25 protein-coding genes and 1 pseudogene are annotated in these 24,132 nt (G+C 57.4%); 18 read left to right on the top strand and 8 right to left on the bottom strand.

Features of this window, described 5'->3' with window-relative positions; all coding sequences use genetic code 11:
- Positions 1 to 3: 3 nt before the first annotated feature.
- Positions 4 to 678, bottom strand: coding sequence for a DNA repair protein RadC (radC, locus tag HBN68_RS02050; protein WP_094991817.1), 675 nt, complete (start codon positions 676 to 678; stop codon positions 4 to 6).
- A gap of 123 nt (positions 679 to 801) precedes the next feature.
- Here radC and coaBC point away from each other — a divergent pair, with 123 nt between their 5' ends.
- From coaBC to argB, 4 genes and pseudogenes are all read left to right on the top strand, one after another.
- Positions 802 to 2,010 carry a bifunctional phosphopantothenoylcysteine decarboxylase/phosphopantothenate--cysteine ligase CoaBC gene (coaBC, locus tag HBN68_RS02045; protein ID WP_094991816.1) on the top strand — a complete coding sequence of 403 codons (1,209 nt, stop codon included), beginning with the start codon at positions 802 to 804 and terminating at the stop codon, positions 2,008 to 2,010.
- A gap of 5 nt (positions 2,011 to 2,015) precedes the next feature.
- On the top strand, positions 2,016 to 2,471 hold the full coding sequence (dut, locus tag HBN68_RS02040; RefSeq protein ID WP_047278770.1) for a dUTP diphosphatase: 456 nt from the start codon (positions 2,016 to 2,018) through the stop codon (positions 2,469 to 2,471).
- A 343-nt stretch (positions 2,472 to 2,814) separates the two neighbouring features.
- A pseudogene (locus HBN68_RS02035) lies at positions 2,815 to 4,173 on the top strand (phosphomannomutase/phosphoglucomutase); the annotation flags it as partial.
- Positions 4,174 to 4,198: 25 nt separating this feature from the next.
- Complete coding sequence (argB, locus tag HBN68_RS02030; protein WP_047278764.1) at positions 4,199 to 5,104, top strand: acetylglutamate kinase; 906 nt, start codon at positions 4,199 to 4,201, stop codon at positions 5,102 to 5,104.
- 66 nt (positions 5,105 to 5,170) lie between these two features.
- Here the strand turns inward: argB and pyrE are convergent, their stop codons facing one another.
- Positions 5,171 to 5,812, bottom strand: coding sequence for an orotate phosphoribosyltransferase (gene pyrE / locus HBN68_RS02025; RefSeq protein ID WP_094991813.1), 642 nt, complete (start codon positions 5,810 to 5,812; stop codon positions 5,171 to 5,173).
- A gap of 83 nt (positions 5,813 to 5,895) precedes the next feature.
- Between pyrE and HBN68_RS02020 the strand changes: the two genes are divergently transcribed.
- Both HBN68_RS02020 and HBN68_RS02015 read left to right on the top strand, forming a co-directional pair.
- Positions 5,896 to 6,675 carry an exodeoxyribonuclease III gene (locus HBN68_RS02020; protein ID WP_094991812.1) on the top strand — a complete coding sequence of 260 codons (780 nt, stop codon included), beginning with the start codon at positions 5,896 to 5,898 and terminating at the stop codon, positions 6,673 to 6,675.
- Between the two features lie 230 nt (positions 6,676 to 6,905).
- A complete protein-coding gene (locus HBN68_RS02015; RefSeq protein ID WP_169962364.1) occupies positions 6,906 to 7,109 on the top strand; it encodes a hypothetical protein in 204 nt (67 codons plus the stop codon).
- 102 nt (positions 7,110 to 7,211) lie between these two features.
- Here HBN68_RS02015 and HBN68_RS02010 read toward each other — a convergent pair whose 3' ends face one another.
- Positions 7,212 to 7,586: a DUF4870 domain-containing protein gene (locus tag HBN68_RS02010; protein ID WP_094991810.1), complete on the bottom strand. Its 375-nt coding sequence runs from the start codon at positions 7,584 to 7,586 to the stop codon at positions 7,212 to 7,214.
- A gap of 35 nt (positions 7,587 to 7,621) precedes the next feature.
- On the bottom strand, positions 7,622 to 8,344 hold the full coding sequence (gene rph, locus HBN68_RS02005) for a ribonuclease PH (RefSeq protein WP_094991809.1): 723 nt from the start codon (positions 8,342 to 8,344) through the stop codon (positions 7,622 to 7,624).
- A gap of 285 nt (positions 8,345 to 8,629) precedes the next feature.
- Here rph and HBN68_RS02000 point away from each other — a divergent pair, with 285 nt between their 5' ends.
- From HBN68_RS02000 to HBN68_RS01975, 6 genes are all read left to right on the top strand, one after another.
- Positions 8,630 to 9,493 (top strand): YicC/YloC family endoribonuclease, encoded by an 864-nt coding sequence (locus tag HBN68_RS02000; RefSeq protein WP_169962362.1) that lies wholly within the window; start codon positions 8,630 to 8,632, stop codon positions 9,491 to 9,493.
- A 13-nt stretch (positions 9,494 to 9,506) separates the two neighbouring features.
- Positions 9,507 to 10,127: a guanylate kinase gene (gmk, locus tag HBN68_RS01995; RefSeq protein WP_047278749.1), complete on the top strand. Its 621-nt coding sequence runs from the start codon at positions 9,507 to 9,509 to the stop codon at positions 10,125 to 10,127.
- Between the two features lie 168 nt (positions 10,128 to 10,295).
- Positions 10,296 to 10,559: a DNA-directed RNA polymerase subunit omega gene (rpoZ, locus tag HBN68_RS01990; protein WP_016782707.1), complete on the top strand. Its 264-nt coding sequence runs from the start codon at positions 10,296 to 10,298 to the stop codon at positions 10,557 to 10,559.
- A gap of 60 nt (positions 10,560 to 10,619) precedes the next feature.
- Positions 10,620 to 12,725 carry a bifunctional GTP diphosphokinase/guanosine-3',5'-bis pyrophosphate 3'-pyrophosphohydrolase gene (gene spoT / locus HBN68_RS01985; protein WP_047278746.1) on the top strand — a complete coding sequence of 702 codons (2,106 nt, stop codon included), beginning with the start codon at positions 10,620 to 10,622 and terminating at the stop codon, positions 12,723 to 12,725.
- 34 nt (positions 12,726 to 12,759) lie between these two features.
- Positions 12,760 to 13,140 (top strand): RidA family protein, encoded by a 381-nt coding sequence (locus tag HBN68_RS01980; RefSeq protein ID WP_019828190.1) that lies wholly within the window; start codon positions 12,760 to 12,762, stop codon positions 13,138 to 13,140.
- A 70-nt stretch (positions 13,141 to 13,210) separates the two neighbouring features.
- Positions 13,211 to 13,954, top strand: coding sequence for a hypothetical protein (locus HBN68_RS01975; protein WP_094991806.1), 744 nt, complete (start codon positions 13,211 to 13,213; stop codon positions 13,952 to 13,954).
- Positions 13,955 to 13,999: 45 nt separating this feature from the next.
- On the opposite strand, the gene HBN68_RS01970 is transcribed toward HBN68_RS01975, so the two are convergent.
- Positions 14,000 to 14,857, bottom strand: coding sequence for an SDR family oxidoreductase (locus HBN68_RS01970; RefSeq protein ID WP_169962360.1), 858 nt, complete (start codon positions 14,855 to 14,857; stop codon positions 14,000 to 14,002).
- A gap of 185 nt (positions 14,858 to 15,042) precedes the next feature.
- On the opposite strand from HBN68_RS01970, the gene exbB reads away from it, so the two are divergent.
- From exbB to HBN68_RS01940, 6 genes are all read left to right on the top strand, one after another.
- On the top strand, positions 15,043 to 16,038 hold the full coding sequence (exbB, locus tag HBN68_RS01965) for a tonB-system energizer ExbB (RefSeq protein ID WP_169962358.1): 996 nt from the start codon (positions 15,043 to 15,045) through the stop codon (positions 16,036 to 16,038).
- Positions 16,039 to 16,044: 6 nt separating this feature from the next.
- Positions 16,045 to 16,470: a TonB system transport protein ExbD gene (exbD, locus tag HBN68_RS01960; RefSeq protein ID WP_047278735.1), complete on the top strand. Its 426-nt coding sequence runs from the start codon at positions 16,045 to 16,047 to the stop codon at positions 16,468 to 16,470.
- The gene (locus tag HBN68_RS01955) at positions 16,467 to 17,216 is read left to right on the top strand and encodes an energy transducer TonB (protein ID WP_169962356.1); all 750 of its coding nucleotides are present in this window, start codon (positions 16,467 to 16,469) and stop codon (positions 17,214 to 17,216) included. The genes exbD and HBN68_RS01955 overlap by 4 nt, the downstream gene beginning before the upstream one ends.
- Before the next feature lie 162 nt (positions 17,217 to 17,378).
- On the top strand, positions 17,379 to 18,299 hold the full coding sequence (locus HBN68_RS01950; RefSeq protein ID WP_047278730.1) for a hydrogen peroxide-inducible genes activator: 921 nt from the start codon (positions 17,379 to 17,381) through the stop codon (positions 18,297 to 18,299).
- Positions 18,300 to 18,307: 8 nt separating this feature from the next.
- The gene (gene recG, locus HBN68_RS01945; RefSeq protein WP_169962354.1) at positions 18,308 to 20,383 is read left to right on the top strand and encodes an ATP-dependent DNA helicase RecG; all 2,076 of its coding nucleotides are present in this window, start codon (positions 18,308 to 18,310) and stop codon (positions 20,381 to 20,383) included.
- 78 nt (positions 20,384 to 20,461) lie between these two features.
- A complete protein-coding gene (locus HBN68_RS01940; RefSeq protein WP_094991801.1) occupies positions 20,462 to 21,862 on the top strand; it encodes an aminoacyl-tRNA deacylase and HDOD domain-containing protein in 1,401 nt (466 codons plus the stop codon).
- A 48-nt stretch (positions 21,863 to 21,910) separates the two neighbouring features.
- On the opposite strand, the gene HBN68_RS01935 is transcribed toward HBN68_RS01940, so the two are convergent.
- The 3 genes from HBN68_RS01935 to HBN68_RS01925 all read right to left on the bottom strand — a co-directional run bounded on the left by HBN68_RS01935 (position 21,911) and on the right by HBN68_RS01925 (position 24,115).
- Positions 21,911 to 22,294, bottom strand: coding sequence for a helicase (locus HBN68_RS01935; RefSeq protein ID WP_169962352.1), 384 nt, complete (start codon positions 22,292 to 22,294; stop codon positions 21,911 to 21,913).
- 207 nt (positions 22,295 to 22,501) lie between these two features.
- Complete coding sequence (locus HBN68_RS01930; protein ID WP_016782719.1) at positions 22,502 to 22,777, bottom strand: HU family DNA-binding protein; 276 nt, start codon at positions 22,775 to 22,777, stop codon at positions 22,502 to 22,504.
- A 189-nt stretch (positions 22,778 to 22,966) separates the two neighbouring features.
- Complete coding sequence (locus HBN68_RS01925; protein WP_094991799.1) at positions 22,967 to 24,115, bottom strand: FAD-dependent oxidoreductase; 1,149 nt, start codon at positions 24,113 to 24,115, stop codon at positions 22,967 to 22,969.
- Positions 24,116 to 24,132: the final 17 nt, after the last annotated feature.

Genomic DNA, 24,132 nt, shown 5'->3' with positions numbered 1-24,132 from the left:
GCCTCACATCCAGCCATATTCGACCATGGACAGCGGCTCGCCTTCGCCGACAATGAAATGGTCAAGCACGCGCACTTCAATCAGGTCCAGCGCCTCTGTCAGGCGCTGGGTCAGCGTTCGGTCGGCTTCGCTGGGCTCGGGCACCCCTGAAGGGTGGTTGTGACAAAAAATCACGGCTGCAGCGTTATGCGCCAGTGCGCGCTTCACGACTTGCCGCGGGTACACGCTGGCGCTGTCGATTGAGCCTCTGAACAATACTTCAAACGCCAACATACGGTGTTTGGAGTCCATAAACAGGCAGCCGAACACTTCGTGGTGCTCGTGACGCAGCAGCGATTTCAAGTAATCGCGCACGGCTTGCGGGCTCTCCAACGCGGAGTCACGGCGCAAGCGTTCGGCCAAATGGCGACGGCCCATTTCCAGCACCGCCTGCAGTTGGCTGAACTTGGCGGGGCCTAGCCCAAGTTGACGGCAGAACGACCCCAGGTCAGCTTCCAGCAATGCTCGCAGGCTGCCGAATTCAGCCAACAAGTGACGTGCAAGATCCACCGCACTTTTGCCCGAAACGCCCGTGCGCAGGAAAATGGCAAGTAATTCGGCATCTGAAAGGCTAGCTGATCCCTGTTCTAAAAGTTTCTCCCGCGGACGCTCTGCTGCGGGCCAATCTCTAATGCTCATAACACCTCCATGTCAGTGGGCGCCGCTGTTCCATAGCAGGCGCTGTGTTATCTTAGCCCATCATTTTTGCGTGGCATTTGGCCATTTTCCGCGCAGTCATCATCGAACTAAAAAGGCAGGCCTATGCAGCGGCTGTATCGAAAACGCATTGTTTTGGGCGTCGGCGGCGGCATTGCTGCTTACAAAAGTGCAGAGCTGGTTCGCCGTCTGCTGGATCAGGGCGCTGAAGTACGGGTAGTGATGACCCGTGGTGGCAGTGAGTTCATCACCCCGCTGACCATGCAAGCCTTGTCCGGCCATCCGGTTCATCTGGATCTGCTCGATCCGGCAGCCGAGGCAGCCATGGGGCATATCGAGCTGGCCAAATGGGCGGATCTGGTGCTGATTGCGCCCGCCACAGCTGACCTGATTGCCCGTTTGGCCCAAGGTATCGCCAACGACTTGCTGACCACCTTGGTGCTCGCCACAGACGCAACGGTCGCCATCGCCCCCGCGATGAACCAGGCCATGTGGCGTGACCCGGCGACCCAGGCCAATACTCAGCTGCTGCAAACCCGTGGCCTAAAAGTGTTTGGGCCGGCTTCCGGCAGTCAGGCCTGTGGCGATGTGGGTTTTGGTCGCATGCTTGAGGCGGATGATTTGGTGAGCTGCGCCGCCGAATGCTTCCAGCGTCAGATTTTGACAGGCAAGCACGTGTTGATTACTGCCGGGCCGACCCAGGAAAACATCGATCCGGTGCGTTACATCACAAACCACAGCTCCGGGAAAATGGGCTTTGCCCTGGCCGAAGCGGCTGTGGAAGCCGGTGCCCGTGTGACATTGATTACAGGTCCCGTGCATTTGCCGACGCCGGATCGGGTCCACCGGATCGACGTGGTCAGTGCGCGTGACATGCTGGCCGCCTGCGAAGCCGCGATGCCTTGCGACATCTTTATTGCCTCGGCTGCGGTTGCGGATTACCGCCCGGAAGTGATTGCTCCGCAAAAACTCAAGAAAGACCCTACAAGTGGGGACGGCCTGTTGCTGCAAATGGTGCGTAACCCGGACATTCTCGCCACTATTGCCTCGCGCCCTGATCGTCCTTTTAGTGTCGGTTTTGCTGCCGAAACCGAACATTTGCTTGATTACGCCGCGCGCAAGCTGAAAGACAAAAACCTCGACCTGATTGTGGCCAACGATGTGGCTAACCCCAGCATTGGCTTCAATAGCGAGGAAAATGCGTGCAGCGTAATTGATCGCCAACTGCATGCCACCGTGTTTGCTCAGACCAGCAAGGGCAAGATCGCCCGTCAACTGGTCACTTTTATCGCCGAACGTCTGAACCAGGTTTAACTCGTATGCACGCTTTACAAGCCAAAATTCTCGATCCACGCATTGGCAACGAATTTCCGTTGCCGCAGTACGCCACTCCGGGCTCAGCCGGTCTCGACCTGCGCGCCATGCTCAAAGAAGACACCGTGCTTGAGCCCGGTCAAACCCTGTTGATCCCGACCGGTCTGTCGGTGTATATCGGCGATCCGGGCCTGGCCGCACTGATCTTGCCGCGTTCTGGCCTGGGCCATAAGCACGGGATTGTGTTGGGCAATCTGGTGGGATTGATCGACTCGGACTATCAGGGTGAGCTGATGGTTTCGTGCTGGAACCGTGGTCAAACCGCGTTCAACATCGCGGTCGGTGAGCGCATCGCTCAACTGGTGCTGGTGCCCGTGGTGCAAGCGCATTTCGAGTTGGTTGAAACCTTTGACGAAAGTCAGCGTGGCGCGGGCGGTTTTGGCCATTCAGGCAGCCTCTGACTATGCTGCATCGGGTCGGGCGCCCTGCCCGACCTTGATTAATCGCGTGGTAGTTCAGGATGAAATTCGCGCCCGTTTACTCCCCGTATTCCTTGCCTGATCGGATGGCGGCCCTTTGCCACAAGGGCGGTGATGCCAATTGGCCTCACGAACTCTCCCGTGAAAATGTCGTCCAAACCTGCAGTTTGCATTCGACCGCGTATGGTGCCCTGACGTTTATACGTCCTGCCACCGGGTCGGCATTTGTGTGCCTGAGTACTTCGGTGCATGCCCAAAATTCGATGAAAGTGGAGTATCCCTTCTAATGATCAGCCCAACTTCGGTCGCCCCTGCATTCCCTGACAGCATTTTTCGTGCTTACGACATACGTGGCGTAGTTCCGGAGACGTTGACCGCTGAAACGGCCTACTGGATAGGTCGCGCAATTGGCGCTGAAAGCCTGGCCAAAGGTGAGCCCAATGTGTCGGTCGGCCGGGATGGTCGTCTTTCTGGCCCAGCGTTGGTCGAGCGTTTGATTCAAGGGGTGGCTGACAGTGGCTGCCATGTCAGTGACGTTGGGCTGGTGCCGACGCCTGCGCTGTATTACGCAGCCAACGTGTTGGCTGGCAAGTCCGGTGTGATGCTCACGGGGAGTCATAACCCGTCGAACTACAACGGGTTCAAAATCGTGATTGCTGGCGACACGCTGGCCAATGAGCAAATTCAGGCATTGCATACGCGTCTCAAGACCAACGACCTGACATGGGGCGAAGGCAGCATCGCGAAAGTAGAGATTCTGAAACAGTACAGTGAGCAAATTACCCGTGACATCAAGCTGACAAAGCGTCTGAAAGTGGTCGTCGATTGCGGTAACGGCGCGGCGGGTGTGATTGCGCCACAATTGATCGAAGCCCTGAAGTGCGAAGTCATCCCATTGTTCTGTGAAGTGGATGGGCATTTCCCAAACCATCACCCGGACCCTGGCAAGCCGGAAAACCTGGTGGATTTGATCGCGAAGGTCAAGGAGGTCGGCGCGGATCTGGGCCTGGCATTTGATGGTGATGGCGACCGAGTCGGCGTGGTGACCAATACCGGAACCATGGTTTTTCCGGATCGCCTCTTGATGCTGTTTGCGCAAGATGTGCTGGGGCGTAACCCGGCGGCAGAGATCATATTTGATGTCAAATGCACGCGCCGCCTGATTCCCCTGATCAAAGAATATGACGGTCGTCCATTGATGTGGAAAACCGGTCATTCGTTAATCAAAAAGAAAATGAAAGAGACGGGTGCGTTGCTCGCGGGCGAAATGAGCGGGCACATCTTTTTCAAAGAGCGCTGGTACGGTTTTGATGACGGCATTTACAGCGCTGCGCGCCTGCTGGAGATCCTCGGCAACCGCAAAGAAACCGCGGAAGCGGTATTTGCGGCATTCCCGAATGATATTTCTACGCCTGAAATCAATATCGATGTGACGGATGAGAGCAAATTCAGCATCATTAGCGCCCTGCACGATGCCCAATGGGGTGAGGCCGCTGAGCTGACCACCATTGATGGTGTGCGGGTCGACTACCCGCATGGCTGGGGCCTGGTTCGCGCATCCAACACCACGCCGGTGCTGGTGCTGCGATTTGAGGCGGATACCGAAGCCGAACTGCAACGTATCAAGGATGTTTTCCACGCCCAACTCAAGCGTGTGGCACCTGATCTCCAACTACCGTTTTGATCGACTTGTCCTACCGGAGCCCTGAATGACCCTCGAACGTGATGCCGCCTCCAACGTCGCCAAGGTTTTGTCCGAAGCGTTGCCCTACATTCGCCGCTATGTCGGCAAGACGCTGGTGATCAAATACGGCGGCAACGCAATGGAGAACGACGATCTGAAAACCGGGTTTGCCCGTGACATCGTGTTGATGAAGGCGGTGGGCATTAACCCGGTCGTCGTTCACGGCGGCGGTCCGCAAATTGGGGATTTACTCAAGCGACTGTCCATCGAGAGCCACTTTATCGATGGTATGCGCGTGACCGACGCGCAAACCATGGATGTGGTTGAAATGGTGCTGGGTGGCCAGGTCAACAAGGACATCGTGAACTTGATCAACCGCCACGGCGGCAGCGCGATTGGCTTGACCGGTAAAGACGCGGAGCTGATTCGCGCGAAAAAGCTGACAGTGACCCGTCAGACACCGGAAATGACTTCGCCTGAAATCATCGACATTGGTCACGTGGGTGAGGTGGTCGGGATCAACACTGACTTGCTGCACATGCTGACCAATGGTGATTTTATCCCGGTGATCGCGCCGATTGGTGTGGGTGCCAATGGCGAGTCTTACAACATCAATGCGGATTTGGTTGCCGGTAAAGTGGCGGAGGCGTTGAAGGCTGAAAAACTGATGTTGCTGACCAACATTGCGGGTTTGATGGACAAGCAGGGCAACGTGCTGACCGGTTTGACCACCTCTCAGGTGGATGACCTGATCGCTGACGGCACGATCTATGGCGGCATGCTGCCGAAGATTCGTTGCGCACTGGAAGCGGTACAAGGCGGAGTGACCACGGCGCACATCGTTGATGGTCGTGTGCCGAATGCTGTTTTGCTGGAAATCTTCACCGACACGGGTGTCGGTACGCTGATTACCAACAGCAAGACTGTTTAAGCCGCACTCAATAAAAAGGCCTCGCTCGGCTATTTCGGGGCGAGGCCTTTTTTATGGGCGGGGGGGTTAGATTCCGTACTGCGCCCTATAGGCTTCAACGGCCGGTAAATGCTGTTTGAGCTCCTCGTCATCGGCCAGGAACTGCAAAACCTGGGTAAGCGAGACGATGCTGACGACAGGAATGCCGAAGTCGCGCTCGACTTCTTGAATGGCGGACAATTCGCCATTTCCGCGTTCCTGGCGGTTAAGGGCGATCAGAACACCAGCAGCCTTGGCATCTTGCGAGCCAATGATTTGCATGACCTCACGGATAGCCGTGCCTGCGGTGATCACGTCGTCGATGATCAGTACGTTGCCTTCCAGCGGGGAGCCCACCAGGCTGCCGCCTTCGCCGTGTGCCTTGGCTTCTTTGCGGTTGAAACACCATGGCACATCGCGGTCATGGTGCTCGGCCAGGGCTACGGCGGTGGTCGCTGCCAAAGGAATACCCTTGTAGGCCGGGCCAAACAGCACGTCGAAAGGAATACCGCTGTCTACGATGGCAGCTGCATAGAAGCGTCCCAGCTGGGCCAGCGCAGAGCCTGTATTAAACAGGCCGGCATTGAAGAAGTAAGGGCTGGTGCGCCCGGACTTCAGGGTGAACTCGCCGAAGCGCAATACGCCGCGATCGATGGCAAAACGGATGAAATCGCGCTGATACGCTTGCATGAAAAAAGCCCCTGAATACCGCGGATTTAGCTAAATAGTAAGACGGCGTGTATCATACACGCACGTGATTTTTGGGGCCATTTATGCGGATCATCAGTGTGAACGTTAATGGTATTCAGGCGGCAGTCGAGCGCGGTTTGCTCAGTTGGCTGCAAGCTCAGAATGCCGACGTTATTTGCCTGCAGGACACCCGCGCCTCCGCCTTTGAATTGGACGATCCGGCCTACCAGCTGGATGGCTACTTTCTTTATGCCTGCGAAGCTGAAGTCCCTGCCCAAGGTGGTGTGGCTTTGTATTCGCGGTTGCAGCCGAAAGCGGTCATTACTGGGCTCGGCTTCGAAACCGCCGATCGCTACGGGCGCTACCTGCAAGCCGATTTCGACAAGGTCAGCATCGCGACCTTGCTGCTTCCCTCGGGGCAGAACGGCGATGAAGACTTGAATCAGAAATTCAAGCTAATGGACGATTTCGCACGCTATCTGGATAAACAGCGTCGCAAACGTCGCGAGTACATCTACTGCGGCTCGCTGTATGTGGCGCAGCAGAAACTTGACATTAAAAACTGGCGTGACAGCCAGCAGTCTCCCGGTTTTCTGGCACCCGAACGTGCCTGGATGGACGAGATTGTCGGCAACATGGGTTATGTTGATGCCCTGCGTGAAGTCAGTCGTGAAGGCGATCAGTACAGCTGGTGGCCGGATAACGAACAGGCTGAGATGCTTAACCTTGGCTGGCGTTTTGACTACCAGTTGCTGACACCCGGCCTGCGCCGTTTTGTTCGCAGCGCCCGGATGCCGCGTCAGCCGCGTTTCTCACAACACGCGCCCTTGATCGTGGACTACGACTGGACGCTGACTATCTGAGTGTTTTGTTGCAGTCAAAAAATGCTCCTGTCGCAAGACTGGGGCATTTTTTTTGGTTTGAATTCGTGTGTGTTTGCTGTGTCTGGGAGACGTTTCTTCGCAAAACATCAAGCTACATATTTGTGAAGGTTCTGCAAAACACAATAACTATGTACCGCATCTAGATGCGGGTACTCCCAACACAATGGCGTGGTCCAGGAGGACATTTCATACATTCAAAGGATAAAAAAATGAACAATGATGAAGCTCTACAACTTATTAAGCATTTGATTGGCACCCGATACGTGCCCAGCGTTAAAGCCTACATCACAGAACTGACGGGGCGCGAGCGCGTCGTTGGCGTCAATGACGCATCGACCAAAGATATTAATCCTAATCGAATCCAGATCCGTGGTGATGAAAAGCTGTGCATCGTGGGCTTTAATTTCACGTGATTATTGATCTAAGCGAGACAAGCGCTTAAAGAAAAGCCCGTATCTTTCGATACGGGCTTTTCAGTGGTGGTGAGGTGAATCTAGCTTAAGACGTAAGCTGATTTACTTGATGGGCCGCCACGTGAATGGATAACGGTAAATCACCCCGTCATTGGCTTTCACGCCCGCAATTACAACCAGCACCACTGCGCCGATCAACACAAGCCCAAGCAGCGCGAAACCGATGAGGATAAACATCAGTACGTAGCAAACAGCTGAAGCGATCGCTACCGTGATCTGAAAATTCAGCGCCTCTTTGCCTTGATCGTCGATGAAAGGGTCGCTTTCACGCTTCATCTGCCACAGGATCAGCGGACCGATCAAACTGCCAAATGGAAACCACATCCCGAGGAAGGCCGAGAAGTGGCAAAACATGGCCCATTGCCGAGCTTCGCGGCTCGGGCCTGGCTCGGGTTTTGATAGATCCAGCTCGCTCATGGCGTTCTCCGGGTGATTAAGGGTAGCAAGAGTAATCAGTCAGCCAGTGCAGCTTGTTGCAAGGCGAAGATATCAGTCATGCCTTTTTGGGCCAGTGCCAGCATGGCGTTCAGCTCGTCCGGCTGGAACGGTGCGCCTTCGGCAGTGCCCTGAACTTCAATAAAGCCGCCTGTGCTGGTCATCACAACATTGAGGTCGGTTTCGGCTGCCGAATCTTCAGGGTAGTCGAGGTCTAGCACAGGCTCGCCCTGATACATGCCAACAGAGACTGCAGCGATCATTTGTTTGATTGGGTCGCCGCCCTTCAGGCCGCCACGTTTTTTGATCACTTTCAGCGCGTCGACCAGAGCAACCATGGCGCCAGTAATCGAAGCGGTGCGGGTGCCGCCGTCTGCCTGAATTACATCGCAGTCGACATAAAGAGTGATATCGCCCAGTTTGGACATGTCCAGTGCCGCACGCAGGGAGCGGCCGATCAAACGCTGGATTTCCAGGGTTCGACCGCCTTGTTTGCCGCGGCTGGCTTCACGCTGGTTACGGTCGCCCGTGGCGCGTGGCAGCATGCCGTATTCTGCGGTCAACCAGCCTTGGCCCTGACCTTTCAGGAAGCGGGGAACGCCGTTCTCGACGCTGACGGTACAGATGACTTTGGTGTCACCGAACTCGACCAGTACAGAACCCTCTGCGTGTTTGGTGTAGTTGCGGGTGATGCGGATCGGACGTAGCTGATCGGCAACGCGACCACTTGGACGTTTCATGTGGGATACCTGTACGGGACGGAAAACTGGCGAGCATTATAAAGGCCATACACCGGCAGGGTCACATCTAAAACCTCCCCGCATTTTGTAGGAGGCAACTGTTTAGACTTTCAACGGGCGCGTTTCAGGGCAAATCAGCATTGCGTGCGGCTTTCCAATTTCCGGCTGGCTTATGAGGTCGCGAGTTTTGCGACAGACGTCATTTGGGGGCATACCCCGCACTGCGCTACAATCCGCCGCCTTAATGGCCGCTTGGCTTCATTCATCGGATCGCGAGGTACCTCCATGGTGCATAGCATGACCGCCTTTGCCCGCGTCGAAAGCGCTGGCACTCAAGGCACCCTTAGTTGGGAGCTGCGCTCGGTCAACAGCCGCTACCTGGAGCCGCATCTGCGTCTGCCCGAGTCTTTTCGTGACCTGGAAGGCGCTGTGCGCGAAGCGCTGCGGCAGGGTATTTCCCGAGGCAAGCTCGAATGCACGTTGCGTTTCACTGAGGAGACCACGGGCAAGCCGTTGCAAATTGATCGTGAACGCGCCGCACAACTGGTCGCGGCCGCAGAGAGCGTCGCAGGCCTCATCAAGCACCCCGCTGCGTTGAACCCTTTGGAAGTGCTGGCATGGCCGGGCGTTCTGGTGGCTGACGCCGCGGATCCGCAAGCGTTGAACTCACAGGCATTGGCCTTGTTCAAGCAAGGTCTGCAAGAGCTTAAAAACGGGCGTGAGCGGGAAGGTGCCGAGCTGGCTCGACTCATCACTGATCGTTTGGCCACCATCGAAAGTGATGTCGAGACCTTGCGGGAGCTAGTCCCTCAGATGCTGGCCACCCAGCGTCAAAAGGTGCTCGATCGCTTTGCCGACATGAAGGCTGAAATGGACCCACAGCGCCTTGAGCAGGAAATGGTCATGCTGGCGCAAAAAAGTGACGTGGCCGAAGAGCTTGACCGTTTGAGCACTCACCTCCTGGAAGTGCGGCGCGTGCTCAAGTCGGGGGGTGCTGCTGGTCGGCGCCTCGATTTCCTGATGCAAGAGCTCAACCGTGAAGCCAATACATTGGGCTCCAAAGCGTTTGATCCCCGCAGCACACAAGCAGCGGTCAACCTCAAAGTGTTGATCGAGCAGATGCGCGAACAAGTACAGAATATTGAGTAAGGCTTCCCCTGACATGACCCACAGCACTGGCACCCTTTACATCGTTTCTGCACCTTCGGGTGCAGGAAAAACCAGCCTGGTAAAGGCGCTGATCGACCTTGAGCCGCAAATCCGCGTCTCGGTTTCGCATACCACGCGGGCGATGCGTCCGGGTGAAGTGGACGGCGTGAACTATCACTTCGTCGAGCGCGAAGAGTTCGTGAAAATGATCGAGCACGGCGACTTTCTTGAGCGCGCAGAAGTGTTCGGCAATCTCTATGGCACTTCCCAAAGCCATTTGCAGCAGACTCTGGATGAAGGTCACGACCTGATTCTGGAAATCGACTGGCAGGGCGCCGAACAAGTGCGCAAGTTGATGCCTCAAGCACGCTCGATTTTTATCCTGCCGCCCAGCCAGCAAGCATTGCGTGAGCGTCTGGATAATCGCGGGCAGGACAGCGATGAAATCATTGACGGCCGCATGCGCGAAGCAGTGAGTGAAATGAGTCACTATGTCGACTATGACTACCTGATTATCAATGATGACTTTGCGCTGGCGCTGGAGGACTTGAAGGCTATTTTCCGTGCCAATCGCCTGCAGCAGAAGCGTCAGCAGCAGCGTTATGGCAAATTACTGGCCGAATTGCTCGGCTAAAGGGCTCTTCCCAAAACCCCTGTAACGCCTTTACATTGGCGCTTACAGACGGTTTCGGGAGGGCGCTTGAAAAATCAGCGCTTCCCTAATGGCTGGTGATTTTTTAAACTGTTCAGTCCGCTCGCCCATCCGGGCAGCGCGCATATTGCATTTGCTACGAGGAAGACCATGGCCCGCGTAACCGTTGAAGACTGTCTAGAACACGTGGATAACCGCTTTGAGCTGGTCATGCTGTCTACCAAGCGTGCCCGCCAACTGGCCACCGGTGGTAAAGAGCCGTTGGTTCAGTGGGAAAACGACAAACCTACTGTTGTTGCCCTGCGTGAAATCGCTGAAGGCCTGATGAGCTACGAGTTTATCGCCAACGCTGAAATCGTCGAAGACGAACCGCTGTTTGCAGCGTTCGAGGACGAGTCCAACGAGGCGAACTAAGCCTATGCCCGGTCGACGTAGCACGGCGAAGGGTCCAAAGTTTTGGTCGGAGGTTAACTCTTGCCGAGCATAGACGCCCTCGCCGATCGCTTGTCGGCGTACCTCGGCCCGGACCAGGTCAATCTGGTCCGCCGAGCGTACTACTACGCAGAACAAGCCCACGACGGCCAGCGCCGACGTAGCGGCGAACCTTATGTCACGCACCCGCTGGCAGTCGCGAATATTCTTGCCGACATGCACATGGATCATCAAAGCCTGATGGCGGCGATGTTGCACGACGTAATCGAAGACACCGGTATTGCCAAAGAGGCGCTCGTCGCGCAGTTCGGCGAAACCGTGGCAGAACTGGTTGATGGTGTCAGCAAGCTGACCCAGATGAACTTCGAAACCAAAGCCGAAGCCCAAGCCGAAAACTTCCAGAAAATGGCCATGGCCATGGCGCGGGATATCCGTGTGATTCTGGTCAAACTGGCTGACCGTCTGCACAACATGCGTACCCTCGAAGTGTTGTCCGGTGAAAAACGCCGACGGATTGCCAAGGAAACCTTGGAAATCTATGCGCCCATTGCCAACCGGCTGGGCATGCACAACATTCGAATCGAATTCGAAGACCTCGGTTTCAAAGCGATGTACCCGATGCGCTCGGCGCGCATCTATCAAGCCGTTAAACGTGCTCGGGGCAATCGCAAGGAAATCGTTAACAAGATCGAAGAATCGCTGAGTCACTGTCTGGCCGTTGACGGCATTCAGGGCGAGGTTAGCGGTCGCCAGAAACACATCTACGGCATCTACAAAAAGATGCGCGGCAAGCGTCGGGCATTCAACGAGATCATGGACGTTTACGCGTTCCGCATCATCGTCGACAAGGTCGATACCTGCTATCGCGTGCTGGGTGCTGTACATAATTTGTACAAACCCCTTCCGGGGCGCTTCAAAGACTACATTGCCATTCCCAAGGCCAACGGCTATCAATCGCTGCATACCACGCTGTTTGGCATGCATGGCGTACCGATCGAAATTCAGATCCGTACCCGTGAAATGGAAGAAATGGCCAACAACGGTATTGCCGCCCACTGGTTGTACAAATCCAGTGGCGACGAGCAACACACCGGCACCCATGCCCGAGCACGGCAATGGGTCAAAGGCGTGCTTGAAATGCAGCAGCGCGCAGGCAACTCCCTCGAATTCATTGAAAGCGTGAAAATCGACCTGTTTCCGGACGAGGTTTATGTGTTCACCCCCAAAGGCCGGATCATGGAGCTGCCAAAAGGCTCCACGGCGGTCGATTTTGCGTACGCGGTACACACTGACGTGGGCAACAGTTGCATTGCCTGTCGGATCAATCGTCGTCTTGCACCGCTGTCCGAACCGCTGCAAAGCGGCTCCACGGTCGAGATTGTCAGCGCGCCCGGCGCCCGTCCGAATCCGGCCTGGCTCAACTTTGTGGTGACAGGCAAAGCCCGTACCCACATCCGTCACGCCCTGAAGTTGCAGCGTCGTTCCGAGTCGGTGAACCTTGGCGAGCGATTGCTGAACAAGGTACTTAACGGCTTCAACAGCTCGCTGGACAAGATCCCGGCCGAGCGTGTGCAAGCGATGCTCAACGAATATCGCCTGGAGCAGATCGAAGATTTGCTCGAGGACATCGGCCTGGGCAATCGCATGGCTTACGTCGTCGCTCGCCGCCTGATGGGCGAAGGCGAACAGTTGCCAAGCCCGGAAGGGCCGCTGGCCATCCGGGGGACAGAGGGCTTGGTGCTCAGCTACGCCAAGTGCTGTACGCCAATTCCGGGCGACCCGATCGTGGGTCATTTGTCTGCGGGCAAAGGCATGGTTGTGCACTTGGACAACTGCCGCAATATCAGCGAAATCCGCCATAACCCAGAGAAGTGCATCCAGCTTGCATGGGCCAAGGATGTAACGGGCGAATTCAACGTCGAGTTGCGCGTCGAACTGGAGCATCAGCGCGGCCTGATCGCGCTGCTGGCCAGTAGCGTCAACGCTGCCGACGGTAACATCGAGAAGATCAGCATGGACGAACGCGATGGTCGAATCAGCGTGGTCCAACTGGTGGTCAGCGTGCACGACCGCGTGCACCTGGCTCGCGTGATCAAAAAACTGCGTGCCCTTACCGGGGTTATCCGCATCACTCGGATGCGTGCATAGGCCGTCTACCGGCGGCCATTACAAGGAGTCAAACATGACCAAGACTGTTATCACCAGCGACAAGGCACCTGCCGCCATCGGTACTTATTCCCAGGCGATCAAAGCTGGCAATACCGTCTACATGTCCGGTCAGATCCCGCTGGACCCAAAAACCATGGAGCTGGTTGAAGGCTTCGAAGCCCAGACCATCCAGGTGTTTGAGAACCTGAAGTCGGTTGCCGAAGCGGCCGGTGGTTCGTTCAAAGACATCGTCAAGCTGAATATCTTCCTGACTGACTTGAGCCACTTCGCCAAGGTCAACGAGATCATGGGCACGTACTTCGAACAACCTTACCCGGCACGTGCCGCCATTGGCGTTGCAGCCCTGCCAAAGGGTTCGCAGGTTGAAATGGACGCTATTCTGGTTATCGAGTAATGCCCCTCGGCGCAGCGTCTTCATGCTGCGCCAACTCCCCCGCTTTTCCCCGTTTTAAAAGGATTCCACCATGCGCAAAGCGCTAGCCTTGTCACTGCTCACCGTTTTTCTGGGTGGCTGTGCCAACGAACCCGCCCACCGCGATGTCAGTGGTATCTGGATCAACCAGGCTGCGATTGATGCAGCTGCCAAGGGCGGCAACCTGCGTGAAGCATTGCTGACGTACGGCCCCAACCTCGAGTGGGACATTGACACCCAACGCGCTCAAGCTCGCTATACCAATGGATTCGAGCGGGTCGAAGGCAAATTACAGCCTGAAGAAAAGGGTGTGTGGCAGGTCAATTTTTATGGCAGCGCCGCAACGGCCTTGAGTGTGGATGGTGATGAGCTGATCCAGTCTGCGGCTGACGCCGATCCTCAGCAATCATTCGTGCGGTCGGGCGTCAATGTAATGGCCGATGACCCGCTTGGCACCAGCTTTGAAAAAGCGCTCAAATCAGCCTATCTGGGTGGCCAGTGGCGCATTCAAAGTGGCATGGGGAAAGGTGGCACTGTTACGTTTTCCCCAGGTGGCCAGCTGACGGGGTTGCCCGGCATGAATGCCTACGCTCTCTGTTTGGCGGGCGATTGTGCTTCGATGAGCGGTGAATACGACAGCTTGTGGCTGCAGCAAGGAGATGCGGGGGCTGCGCACATTTTCGTGCGTAAAGGTAAGCAGCTCGAAATCTTTGAAGCGCTGGATGCATCGCAACCCGACGAAATGCCCCAGTTGTATCCGGGCAAGCGTGAATGGGTGCTTGAAAAACAGGGCTAGAGCGTGTGCGGGAGCCTGCTCAACAGCTCCCGCCCTTGCCCATGATTAAGCCTGCCCTGCCAAAATTGCCGCATAGCCCTCACGGTAGCTCGGGTAGCGCGGTTCCCAGCCTAATGCCCTGACACGCGCGTTGCTGCACCGCTTGCTGCCTGCACGGCGCACGCTCGCTTCATCACTCCATTCAGTGACGCCCAGTTGCTTGCGCAGCCAGTCGACGACTTCTGCCAGCGACGCAGGTTCGTTATCGACGCCGATGTAACACGCGTCGAGCTTTTTGCCCTGTTGGTGGACTTCCAGCAGAAAGGCCAGCAACCCGCCCGCATCGTCCGCGTGGATTCGATTGCCATATTGCGGCGGATCATTCGCGACACGATAGCCCTTGCGCACTTGCCCCAGCAGCCACTCTCGGCCAGGTCCGTAAATACCGGTCAGGCGTACAACGCTGGCGGGGATGCCGCTGTTCAATGCGATCTGTTCGGCCTCCAGCATGATGCGGCCTGAATAACGCGTAGCTTCGGTCGGTGAGTTCTCGTCGACCCATTCCCCTGCTTGTTGCACATAGACCCCGCTGCTGGAGACAAACAGCAAGTGTTTAGGGTGTTGGTTGTGCTGTTTGAGCCAGCTCAAGGTGTGGGTGAGGGCTTGCACATACGCGGCTTGATAGCCGGCTTCGTCATGCTCGGTCGCGGCCACACTATAGACAACGTAATCAATCTGTTCTGTGGGCCACTGGGTCGGGCACTGCGTGCTGAACAGGTCGGCTGCAACGCCGATCACGCCCTTGGGCAGTCGATCAATGGAGCGGCGCAACCCGTACACTTTCCAGTCGGCCTGCAATAACTGGGTGGCAAGTCGGCTTCCGACATCGCCGCAACCGACGATCAACACAGCGCCTTTGGTCATCTCAAACTCCTGGGGAAAAGCTAAAAAGCGGTACGAAAAGGTCAGACGTTGGTCGTGACACTGGAAAAAAACAGGTGCTATTGCTTTTGTTAACAAGAATTACTTGCAATAATAACGCATCATTTGTCCTTGGTCTTACACGCGTTGTAGGGCAAAACCTTAATACTTTCTCAGGTCCGGCTAGCATGACACGCAATCATTCCACCGCTTCGCCAACCCAGCCGTTGAGCCCGACACGCCTTTGGCGTGCAGTGGCGGCGCTGATGTTCAGCCTGTTACTTGCTCCTGCTGCGGCGTTTGCCGATGAGCCAACGACGCCTGCTAACCAACCTGCTGCTGTCGCGGCTGCCCCGGCTGATACGGCGGCTCCTGTGGCGGCTCCTGGCGCAACCGAGCCTGCGCCCGCCGTTGACGGCCTTGCGGCGCCCGCGGACGAAACACAGCAAATTGTGGCTGAAGAAGGCAACAGCCTGGGCATGGCGCACGACCTGTCGCCCTGGGGTATGTACAAAAACGCCGATATCATCGTCAAAATTGTCATGATCGGCCTGGCAATTGCTTCGATCATTACCTGGACCATCTGGATCGCCAAAGGTTTTGAAGTGCTGGGCGCCAAGCGTCGTCTGCGTTCCGAAATCGCCAGCCTGAAAAAGGCCCGTACCCTCAAGGAAGCCAGTGAGTCGGCTGCCAAAGAAGGCACCCTTGCTCACTTACTGGTGCAAGACGCCCTTGAAGAAATGCGTTTGTCGGCTAACAGCCGGGAAAAAGAAGGCATCAAGGAACGTGTGAGTTTCCGTCTGGAGCGACTGGTAGCCGCATGCGGCCGTAACATGAGCAGCGGCACAGGTGTACTGGCCACCATCGGTTCGACAGCCCCGTTTGTCGGCCTGTTCGGGACCGTATGGGGCATCATGAACAGCTTCATCGGCATTGCCAAAACCCAGACCACCAACCTGGCTGTTGTAGCGCCCGGTATTGCCGAAGCCCTTCTGGCGACGGCGTTGGGCCTGGTTGCAGCGATCCCGGCGGTTGTGATTTACAACGTCTTCGCGCGCTCTATCACAGGGTACAAGGCCCAAGTGGCAGACGCGTCAGCCGAGGTGTTGTTGCTGGTAAGCCGTGACCTCGATCACCTGCCGCCTGAGCGCAGCTCGCAACCGCACATGGTGAAAGTGGGGTAATCGGCCATGGGCCTGCATTTAAAAGAAGGCGCAGACGATCTCGCCGAGAACCATGAAATCAACGTCACGCCCTTTATTGACGTGATGTTGGTGCTGTTGATCATCTTCATGGTGGCCGCTCCGTTGGCCACTGTGGACATCAAAGTGGACCTGCCTGCCTCGACTGCCAAGCCAGCCCCTCGTCCCGAGAAGCCGGTGTTCCTGAGCGTCAAGGCTGACCAGCGGCTGTTCCTTGGCGAAGAGCCGGTCTCGGTTGAAGCCTTGGGCCCGACCCTCGATGCCCGCACGCACAACAACAAGGACACGACTATCTTCTTCCAGGCCGATAAAGGCGTGGATTACGGTGACTTGATGAGCGTAATGGATGCATTACGCGCAGCCGGTTATTTGAAGGTGGGTCTGGTCGGACTTGAGACGGCAGCCAAGAAATGAGCATGACGCGCCAAAAGATGACGCGTTACGGAATCAGCCTGGCCGTGGTATTGGGCGTCCATGCAGTGGCGGTCATACTCGCCCTGCAGTGGTCTGCCCCGCGTGCGATCGAACTTCCGCCTCAGGCGATGATGATCGATCTCGCACCACTGCCGGCACCGCCTCCTCCTGCGCCGGCGAAAGTGGTGACACCACCACAGCCGCCGGCTCCAGTGGAAGAGTTGCCGATCCCCAAGCTGGCCGAAGCGCCCAAGCCGAAGATTTCCGTTCCTAAACCGGTCAAGCCCAAGCAGAAGCCGCAGCCTCCCAAGCCTGTGGAAAAGAAGCCGGACCCGGTCAAAGAGAAACCTTCTGAAGAAAAACCGAGCGATGCGACGCCAACCAAGGCGCCGAGCGAGAAGTCTGCCGCTCCGGCACCGGGCCCATCGGCCCAGCAACTGGCTGCTAAGGCCAGTTGGGAAGGCGCGTTGCTGGCTCACTTGGGCAAGTACAAAAAGTACCCGCCTGCCGCTCAGTCGCGCGGAAAGGAAGGCCTGAACCGATTGCGCTTCGTGGTCGATGCCGAGGGCAAGGTGCTGTCCTATGAGCTGGTGGGGCGTTCTGGCAATGCTGATCTGGACCGGGCTACCCTGGAAATGATCCGCCGGGCACAGCCGCTGCCCAAGCCACCGGCAGACATGCTGACCAACGGCAGCATTGAAATTGTGGCTCCTTTCGTTTATTCGATAGATAAACGTCGGCGCTGACAGCTCAAAGGGCACCGCGAGGTGCCCTTTTTGCATCTACAGCCAAGAGAAAAACAGCACGGACATTGATTAGCGACTGTAGCTCTGTGGGTAATGTCTGATAACGTGCGTCTATCGATTGCAGCCGTTATGCTTTGGCCCGCAACCACATGGACGCCCGCTATGACTCTTACAGAATTGCGTTACATCGTTACTCTTGCCCAAGAGCAACACTTCGGCCATGCGGCTGAGCGTTGCCACGTCAGCCAACCGACCCTCTCGGTGGGTGTGAAAAAACTGGAAGACGAACTCGGTGTGCTGATTTTTGAGCGCAGCAAAAGCGCCGTGCGACTCACCCCTGTGGGTGAAGGCATTGTGGCCCAGGCTCAAAAAGTACTGGAGCAGGCGCAAGGCATTCGCGAGTTGGCACAAGCGGGTAAAAACCAGCTGACTGCCCCGCTCAAGGTCGGCGCGATCTATACCGTCGGCCCATACCTGTTCCCGCATTTGATCCCGCAACTGCACCGGGTTGCCCCGCAGATGCCGTTGTACATCGAAGAAAATTTCACGCATGTGCTGCGCGACAAGCTGCGCAACGGCGAACTGGACGCGATCATCATCGCCCTTCCGTTCCAGGAAGCCGACGTGCTGACGTTGCCGCTCTACGATGAGCCGTTTTACGTGCTGATGCCGAGCGAGCACCCGTGGACCAAAAAAGAAACCATCGACGCCAGTTTGTTGAATGACAAGAGCCTGCTGTTGCTGGGTGAAGGTCACTGTTTCAGGGATCAGGTGCTGGAAGCGTGCCCGACCCTGACCAAAGGCAATGACGGCGCCAAACACACCACAGTGGAATCCAGTTCGCTCGAAACCATTCGCCACATGGTGGCCTCGGGTTTGGGAATCTCGATCCTGCCGCTGTCGGCGGTGGACAGTCACCACTATTCCCCCGGCGTGCTGGCCGTGCGTCCACTGACGCCGCCTGTGCCATTTCGCACCGTAGCGATTGCCTGGCGTGCCAGTTTTCCCCGGCCTAAAGCCATTGAGATTCTCGCTGACTCGATTCGCCTGTGCTCGGTGGCCAAGCCGCCTGCTGCGACATAAGCGCTGCCATGACCGAGTTGTCGAAGGTATCGGTCACTGCGCTCAAGGGCGTGGGCGAGGCCATGGCCGAGAAATTGGCCAAGGTCGGGCTGGAAACCGTACAAGACGTATTGTTCCACTTGCCGCTGCGCTATCAGGACCGTACTCGCGTCGTGCCCATCGGCGCGTTGCGGCCGGGCCAGGATGCGGTGGTCGAAGGGCGGGTGATCGGCGCCGATGTGGTCATGGGCAAACGCCGCAGTCTGCTGGTACGGATCAATGACGGCACCGGCGGCCTGAGCCTGCGCTTCTACCACTTCAGCAATGCGCAAAAGGAAAGCCTCAAGCGCGGCACTGAAGTGCGCTGTTACGGCGAAGCGCGTCCCGGCGCATCGGGGCTCGAAATCTACCACCCGGAATACCGCGCCATCACGGGCGATGAGCCACCTCCGGTGGATACCACCCTGACCCCGATCTACCCCACGACGGAAGGCCTGACCCAGCAGCGGTTGCGTCAGTTAAGCCAGCAAAGCCTGGCCATGCTGGGGCCGCGAAGCCTGCCGGACTGGTTGCCGCCGGAGCTGGCCAAAGACTACCAATTGGCCCCGCTGGACGAGGCGATTCGTTATTTGCACCAGCCCCCGGCCGATGCGGATGTTGAAGAACTCGCCCTTGGCCATCATTGGGCTCAGCACCGGCTTGCCTTCGAAGAACTTCTGACCCATCAGCTGTCCCAACAACGCCTGCGTGAAAGCTTGCGTTCGCTGCGTGCCCCGGTTTTGCCCTTGGCCAAAAATCTGCCTGTGCAATTTTTGAACAATTTGGGTTTCTCTCCGACCGGCGCTCAAGTCCGCGTAGGCAACGAAATTGCCTACGACCTCAATCAGCATGAGCCAATGCTGCGCCTGATCCAGGGCGATGTGGGTGCCGGAAAGACCGTGGTCGCGGCCATGGCGGCCTTGCAAGCGCTGGAGGCTGGCTATCAAGTGGCATTGATGGCACCGACGGAGATCCTTGCGGAGCAACACTTCATCAGTTTCAAGCGTTGGCTCGAACCGCTGGGGCTTGAAGTGGCGTGGTTGGCCGGCAAGCTAAAGGGCAAGGCTCGCGCCTCTGCGCTGGAGCAAATTGCCAATGGCGCGCCCATGGTGGTGGGCACACACGCGTTGTTTCAGGATCAAGTGCAGTTCAAAAACCTGGCCCTGGTCATCATCGACGAGCAGCACCGTTTCGGTGTTCAACAGCGGCTGGCCCTGCGCAATAAGGGCGCGGGCGGTGTGATATGCCCGCATCAATTGATCATGACGGCAACACCTATCCCGCGCACGCTGGCCATGAGTGCTTACGCCGACCTCGACACGTCGATCCTCGACGAGCTGCCCCCCGGCCGAACGCCCGTCAACACCGTGTTGGTGGTCGACACCCGGCGTGTCGAAGTGATCGAGCGGGTTCGCGCCGCCTGTGCCGAAGGCCGGCAGGCGTACTGGGTCTGCACCCTGATCGAAGAGTCCGAAGAACTGACCTGCCAGGCGGCAGAAACCACGTTTGAAGACCTGTCCAGCGCCTTGGGCGAGTTGCGCGTCGGGCTGATACACGGACGCATGAAAGCCGCAGAAAAGGCCGAAGTCATGGCGCGCTTCAAGGCGGGCGAGTTGCAATTGTTGATCGCCACCACGGTGATTGAAGTCGGGGTCGACGTACCCAACGCCAGCCTGATGATTATCGAAAACCCCGAGCGCCTTGGGCTGTCGCAACTGCACCAGTTACGCGGCCGCGTCGGGCGTGGCAGCGCCGTCAGCCATTGCGTGCTGCTGTACCATCCGCCGCTGTCGCAAATCGGCCGTCAGCGTCTGGGAATCATGCGCGAGACCAATGACGGTTTCGTTATCGCGGAAAAAGACCTGGAGCTGCGTGGCCCCGGCGAAATGCTCGGGACTCGGCAAACAGGTCTTCTGCAATTCAAAGTCGCGGACCTGATGCGCGATGCCGACCTGCTGCCTGCGGTTCGTGATGCCGCGCAAGCGCTCTTGGAGCGTTGGCCAACCCATGTCAGCCCGCTGCTGGACCGGTGGCTGCGACATGGTCAGCAATACGGGCAAGTCTAAAGCGCGTTCAGTAAATAGATCAGCGGCCGATTAACTGCCTGATAACCACATTCGAGTTGTAAGAACCGGACACACACCATGACTAAAGTCGCCAGCGTCTCAACCTCCCCGAGCACACCTTCCGTTATCCGGGAATTGCTCGGCGAGTTGGCCATCCCCTACCGGGAAGTCATTGACCACCCCGGCCTGAATCCCGCCCGCAAGGTTCAAGCCGCACTGCTCGATGATTCGGTAGGTGCGCTCATGGTGCTGTTCCCGCAGAGCCATTTGCTTGACCTCAATCGTTTGGCCGAGTTGACCGGTCGGCGGATGACGGCCGTGGCGCCCGCCGCGCTTGAACGCATGCTCGGCAAGCACGAACTGATGTTGTTGCCGGGGTTGCCAGCGCTCACCAGCTCGCCTTGTCTGTACGAAGAGCAATTGCTGCAACAACCGCTGCTGCTGATTAATGCAGGCGAGCCGGGTCTGTTGCTGGAGATTTCGCAGGAAGACTTCAAAAGCATGCTGACCAAAGCCAGCGCGGGCCGTTTTGCGGAACCGCTGGCGGCCATCAAGCTCAACCTCGACCGCCCCGATGACGACAGTGAGGCCATTACTGAGGCGGTGCATGCCTTTACCGCGCGACGCATTCAGCAGCGGCTGGAAGCCACCATCGAGATTCCGCCGTTGGCTGAAACCGCGCGCAAAATCATCCGATTGCGCGTCGATCCCAACGCCACCATCGACGACATCACCGGTGTTGTCGAAACCGACCCGGCACTCGCCGCTCAAGTGATGAGCTGGGCGGCGTCGCCGTATTACGCGTCGCCGGGCAAGATTCGCTCAGTAGAAGATGCAATCGTCCGCGTACTGGGTTTCGATCTTGTGATCAATCTGGCGCTGGGACTGGCCTTGGGTAAAACCTTGAGTTTGCCCAAGGATCACCCGCAATCGAGCACACCTTACTGGCAGCAGTCGATCTACACCGCAGCGGTGATTGAAGGGTTAACCCGCGCCATGCCCCGGGCCGGACGCCCTGAAACCGGCCTGACGTATCTGGCGGGCTTGCTGCACAACTTCGGTTATTTGTTGCTGGCCCACGTGTTTCCTCCGCATTTCTCGCTGATTTGTCGTCATCTGGAAGTGAACCCGCACGTCAGCCATAGCCTCGTTGAGCATCATTTGCTGGGCATTACACGTGAGCAGATTGGTGCATGGCTGATGCGCTATTGGGATATGCCTGACGAGCTGTCGTCGGCACTGCGCTTCCAGCATGACCCGCATTACACCGGCGAGCATGCTCAGTATCCGAATCTGGTGTGTGTGGCTGTGGGCCTGTTGCGTAGCCGAAGCATCGGGCACGGGCCTTATGAGCCGTTGCCGGATGCGTTGTTCGAAAGCCTTGGCGTTACGCGCGAGAAAGCTGAAGACGTCGTCAGCAAGGTGCTGGAGGCCGAGGTGCTGCTGCGAGAGCTGGCGGCGCAGTTCAGTCAGGCGTAAAGCCAACGCGCCGCTAAATACCCTCTCCCGGCCGCAGAGGATCAGGTTTCACTGGGCTTTCAGTTTTTTTCGCGGCTTGAGGTATTTGGTCAGCCCCTGGAACCAGATCACCTGTGCCGGATTACCCTTGATCTGAATCGACTTGTCCTGAATCCCGGTCATGAATGCCAACTGCTTGTTCTTGGCCTGCAGGGTTGCAAATCCGTAGGCAGCATCCTTGAATGCAATCGCAAAAGCCGGTTCCGGATAAAGCCCGGCGTGGCTGGTGATGCGCTGGTTCTGGACCTTGAAGTGACGGGCAACTTTGCCATCGAGGGTTTGCAGCTGGAACACAAGATCCTTGTCCACCAGTTGCTGCTTAAAGGCAGGGTTTTTACGGCTGGCCTTGCTCATCAGGAAGCCCAGCATCCAGAGCAAAAAACGAAATTTCATCTACGCGGCCTCAGGGAAAAATAAATGGCCGGCGCAGTGTAGCGATTTGCTCAGAGAACGCCATAAATCTATAGGGATAGGCGTAGATAGGCGATTTTTTGCCACTTATGGCCGCACGATTGTCTCATTGTCTATCAAGAATGGGCGACTGGCCGTGCCAGCGTGCCCATTCTTCATGGCCAGGTGCAGCGAATGGCCGGGCGAAGACTAAGGGTTGACGCTGTCTTTCAGGAATTTGCCAGGCTTGAACGCAACGGTGTTGCTGGCCTTGATCGTAACCGGCTGACCCGTTTGCGGGTTTTGGCCGGTACGAGCGCCGCGATGACGCTGGATAAAGGTGCCGAAGCCCACGAGCGTGACGCTGTCTTTGCGGTGCAGGGCCTGGGTGATTTCTTCCAGTACTGCATTCAGGACGCGGTTGGCTTGTTCTTTGGTGAGGTCAGCCTTTTCAGCGATGGCGGCGGCGAGATCTGGTTTACGCATGATGAAGCCTCTTTGACGGTTTTTTGTTGTTATGTCCGTGCTGCTCTCTGTGGAGCAACGCCTAAGGCGCCGCAGGCTCTACGCTGCGGCAGACCGGTGTGAGAATGGCATGCGGCAAAAGCCGACGCCAGCATCGATCCGGCCTTTGTTGTCTTAAGGCAAAGGCATATACGACAGAATTCGCAGCATTTACGCCAAAAGTGCAGGCAGCTCTTTGTTAAGCGCCAATTTCTCGCGGACGGCTTCACCCGTCAGTGCATAACCCAGCAATTTGCCATCAGCATCGCGGCACAGCGCTTTGATATCGGCGCCAGCGCCTTCAACGGACCAAACCCCTTCGTGGCCTCGAGGGACGGGTGATACGACCAAGGGGCACACTGGCGTTTTGACCGTGATCGGCATCGCGCCATAGCTGACAGCCGTCGGGTTGCCCGCCAGCGTTTGCGCGAGCGCGCGGGCGCAGCTCATCAAAGGCATTACGTACAGCAAGCTCAGCCCTTCCACCTCGGCGCAGTCCCCGAGCGCGAAAATGTTGGCGTGGGAGGTTTTCAGCAGGCGATCCACTTCGATCCCGCGATTGACACGGATCCCGGCAGCAGCGGCCACGTCGATGCGTGGTCGCAAACCAATGGCGGACACCACTACGTCGCACGGGATGACGCTTCCGTCCGACAGATGCGCTTGTAGCCCCTCCTGCGTCCGTTGCAGACGGGTCAGCACCGGCCCGAGATGGAAACGTGCGCCGAGCCCTTCAAGGGCCGATTGCACCGCTGTCGCGGCGGCCGGGTGCAGCAGGGTGGGCATGATCTGTTCGCACGGGGCAACCAGCTCCACGTCATAGCCGCCAGCGATCAGGTCATTGGCGAATTCGCAGCCAATCAAACCTGCGCCCAATATCAGCACACGGCGCTTGCCCGCAGCCGCTGCGCGAAACCGTGCGTAGTCTTCCAGGTCGTTGATCGGAAAAATCGCGTCCTGAGCGTCGCCTTCCACCGGCACCTGCACCGTCTGCGCGCCCCACGCCAAAATCAGGTCGCGATACGGGACGGCTTCTTCGCCGATCCACAATTGTTTATGGCCGGGATCGATGCCGCTGATGCGCGTGTGGGTGCGCACTTCGGCTTTGAGTTGCTCGGCCATCGCGCCCGGCGTGGCCATGCTCAGGCCGTCGGCTTCCTTGTTTTTGCCAAAGCCGGTGGAGAGCATGGGTTTGGAGTAGGAACGCCCGTCATCGGCCGTGATTAACAACAGCGGCGTTTCGCTGTCCAGTTTGCGAAACTCACGGGCCAGGTTGTAGCCGGCCAGCCCGGTGCCCACGATCACGACAGGTGCGTTCATTCCATTCTCCATAGGGG

It is taken from the genome of Pseudomonas sp. WS 5078, from assembly GCF_012985745.1.
In the GTDB taxonomy this organism is placed as follows: Bacteria; Pseudomonadota; Gammaproteobacteria; order Pseudomonadales; family Pseudomonadaceae; genus Aquipseudomonas; species Aquipseudomonas lundensis_A.
Note: the sequence above shows the minus strand (reverse complement) of the source record. Positions and strands in the feature narration are given on the sequence as shown.

Excerpts from the sequence above, each read along its gene's own strand:
- HBN68_RS01930 (WP_016782719.1), bottom strand. The coding sequence starts at position 22,777 with ATGCGTAAACCAGATCTCGCCGCCGCCATCGCTGAAAAGGCTGACCTC.
- HBN68_RS01940 (WP_094991801.1), top strand. The coding sequence starts at position 20,462 with ATGACTAAAGTCGCCAGCGTCTCAACCTCCCCGAGCACACCTTCCGTT.
- HBN68_RS02010 (WP_094991810.1), bottom strand. The coding sequence starts at position 7,586 with ATGAGCGAGCTGGATCTATCAAAACCCGAGCCAGGCCCGAGCCGCGAA.
- coaBC (WP_094991816.1), top strand. The coding sequence starts at position 802 with ATGCAGCGGCTGTATCGAAAACGCATTGTTTTGGGCGTCGGCGGCGGC.
- HBN68_RS01970 (WP_169962360.1), bottom strand. The coding sequence starts at position 14,857 with ATGACCAAAGGCGCTGTGTTGATCGTCGGTTGCGGCGATGTCGGAAGC.
- exbD (WP_047278735.1), top strand. The coding sequence starts at position 16,045 with ATGGGCCTGCATTTAAAAGAAGGCGCAGACGATCTCGCCGAGAACCAT.
- rph (WP_094991809.1), bottom strand. The coding sequence starts at position 8,344 with ATGAAACGTCCAAGTGGTCGCGTTGCCGATCAGCTACGTCCGATCCGC.
- HBN68_RS02020 (WP_094991812.1), top strand. The coding sequence starts at position 5,896 with ATGCGGATCATCAGTGTGAACGTTAATGGTATTCAGGCGGCAGTCGAG.
- recG (WP_169962354.1), top strand. The coding sequence starts at position 18,308 with ATGACCGAGTTGTCGAAGGTATCGGTCACTGCGCTCAAGGGCGTGGGC.
- HBN68_RS01950 (WP_047278730.1), top strand. The coding sequence starts at position 17,379 with ATGACTCTTACAGAATTGCGTTACATCGTTACTCTTGCCCAAGAGCAA.
- dut (WP_047278770.1), top strand. The coding sequence starts at position 2,016 with ATGCACGCTTTACAAGCCAAAATTCTCGATCCACGCATTGGCAACGAA.
- rpoZ (WP_016782707.1), top strand. The coding sequence starts at position 10,296 with ATGGCCCGCGTAACCGTTGAAGACTGTCTAGAACACGTGGATAACCGC.
- radC (WP_094991817.1), bottom strand. The coding sequence starts at position 678 with ATGAGCATTAGAGATTGGCCCGCAGCAGAGCGTCCGCGGGAGAAACTT.
- pyrE (WP_094991813.1), bottom strand. The coding sequence starts at position 5,812 with ATGCAAGCGTATCAGCGCGATTTCATCCGTTTTGCCATCGATCGCGGC.
- HBN68_RS01935 (WP_169962352.1), bottom strand. The coding sequence starts at position 22,294 with ATGAAATTTCGTTTTTTGCTCTGGATGCTGGGCTTCCTGATGAGCAAG.
- HBN68_RS01955 (WP_169962356.1), top strand. The coding sequence starts at position 16,467 with ATGAGCATGACGCGCCAAAAGATGACGCGTTACGGAATCAGCCTGGCC.
- HBN68_RS01975 (WP_094991806.1), top strand. The coding sequence starts at position 13,211 with ATGCGCAAAGCGCTAGCCTTGTCACTGCTCACCGTTTTTCTGGGTGGC.
- HBN68_RS01925 (WP_094991799.1), bottom strand. The coding sequence starts at position 24,115 with ATGAACGCACCTGTCGTGATCGTGGGCACCGGGCTGGCCGGCTACAAC.
- gmk (WP_047278749.1), top strand. The coding sequence starts at position 9,507 with ATGACCCACAGCACTGGCACCCTTTACATCGTTTCTGCACCTTCGGGT.
- exbB (WP_169962358.1), top strand. The coding sequence starts at position 15,043 with ATGACACGCAATCATTCCACCGCTTCGCCAACCCAGCCGTTGAGCCCG.
- HBN68_RS01980 (WP_019828190.1), top strand. The coding sequence starts at position 12,760 with ATGACCAAGACTGTTATCACCAGCGACAAGGCACCTGCCGCCATCGGT.
- argB (WP_047278764.1), top strand. The coding sequence starts at position 4,199 with ATGACCCTCGAACGTGATGCCGCCTCCAACGTCGCCAAGGTTTTGTCC.
- HBN68_RS02015 (WP_169962364.1), top strand. The coding sequence starts at position 6,906 with ATGAACAATGATGAAGCTCTACAACTTATTAAGCATTTGATTGGCACC.
- HBN68_RS02000 (WP_169962362.1), top strand. The coding sequence starts at position 8,630 with ATGGTGCATAGCATGACCGCCTTTGCCCGCGTCGAAAGCGCTGGCACT.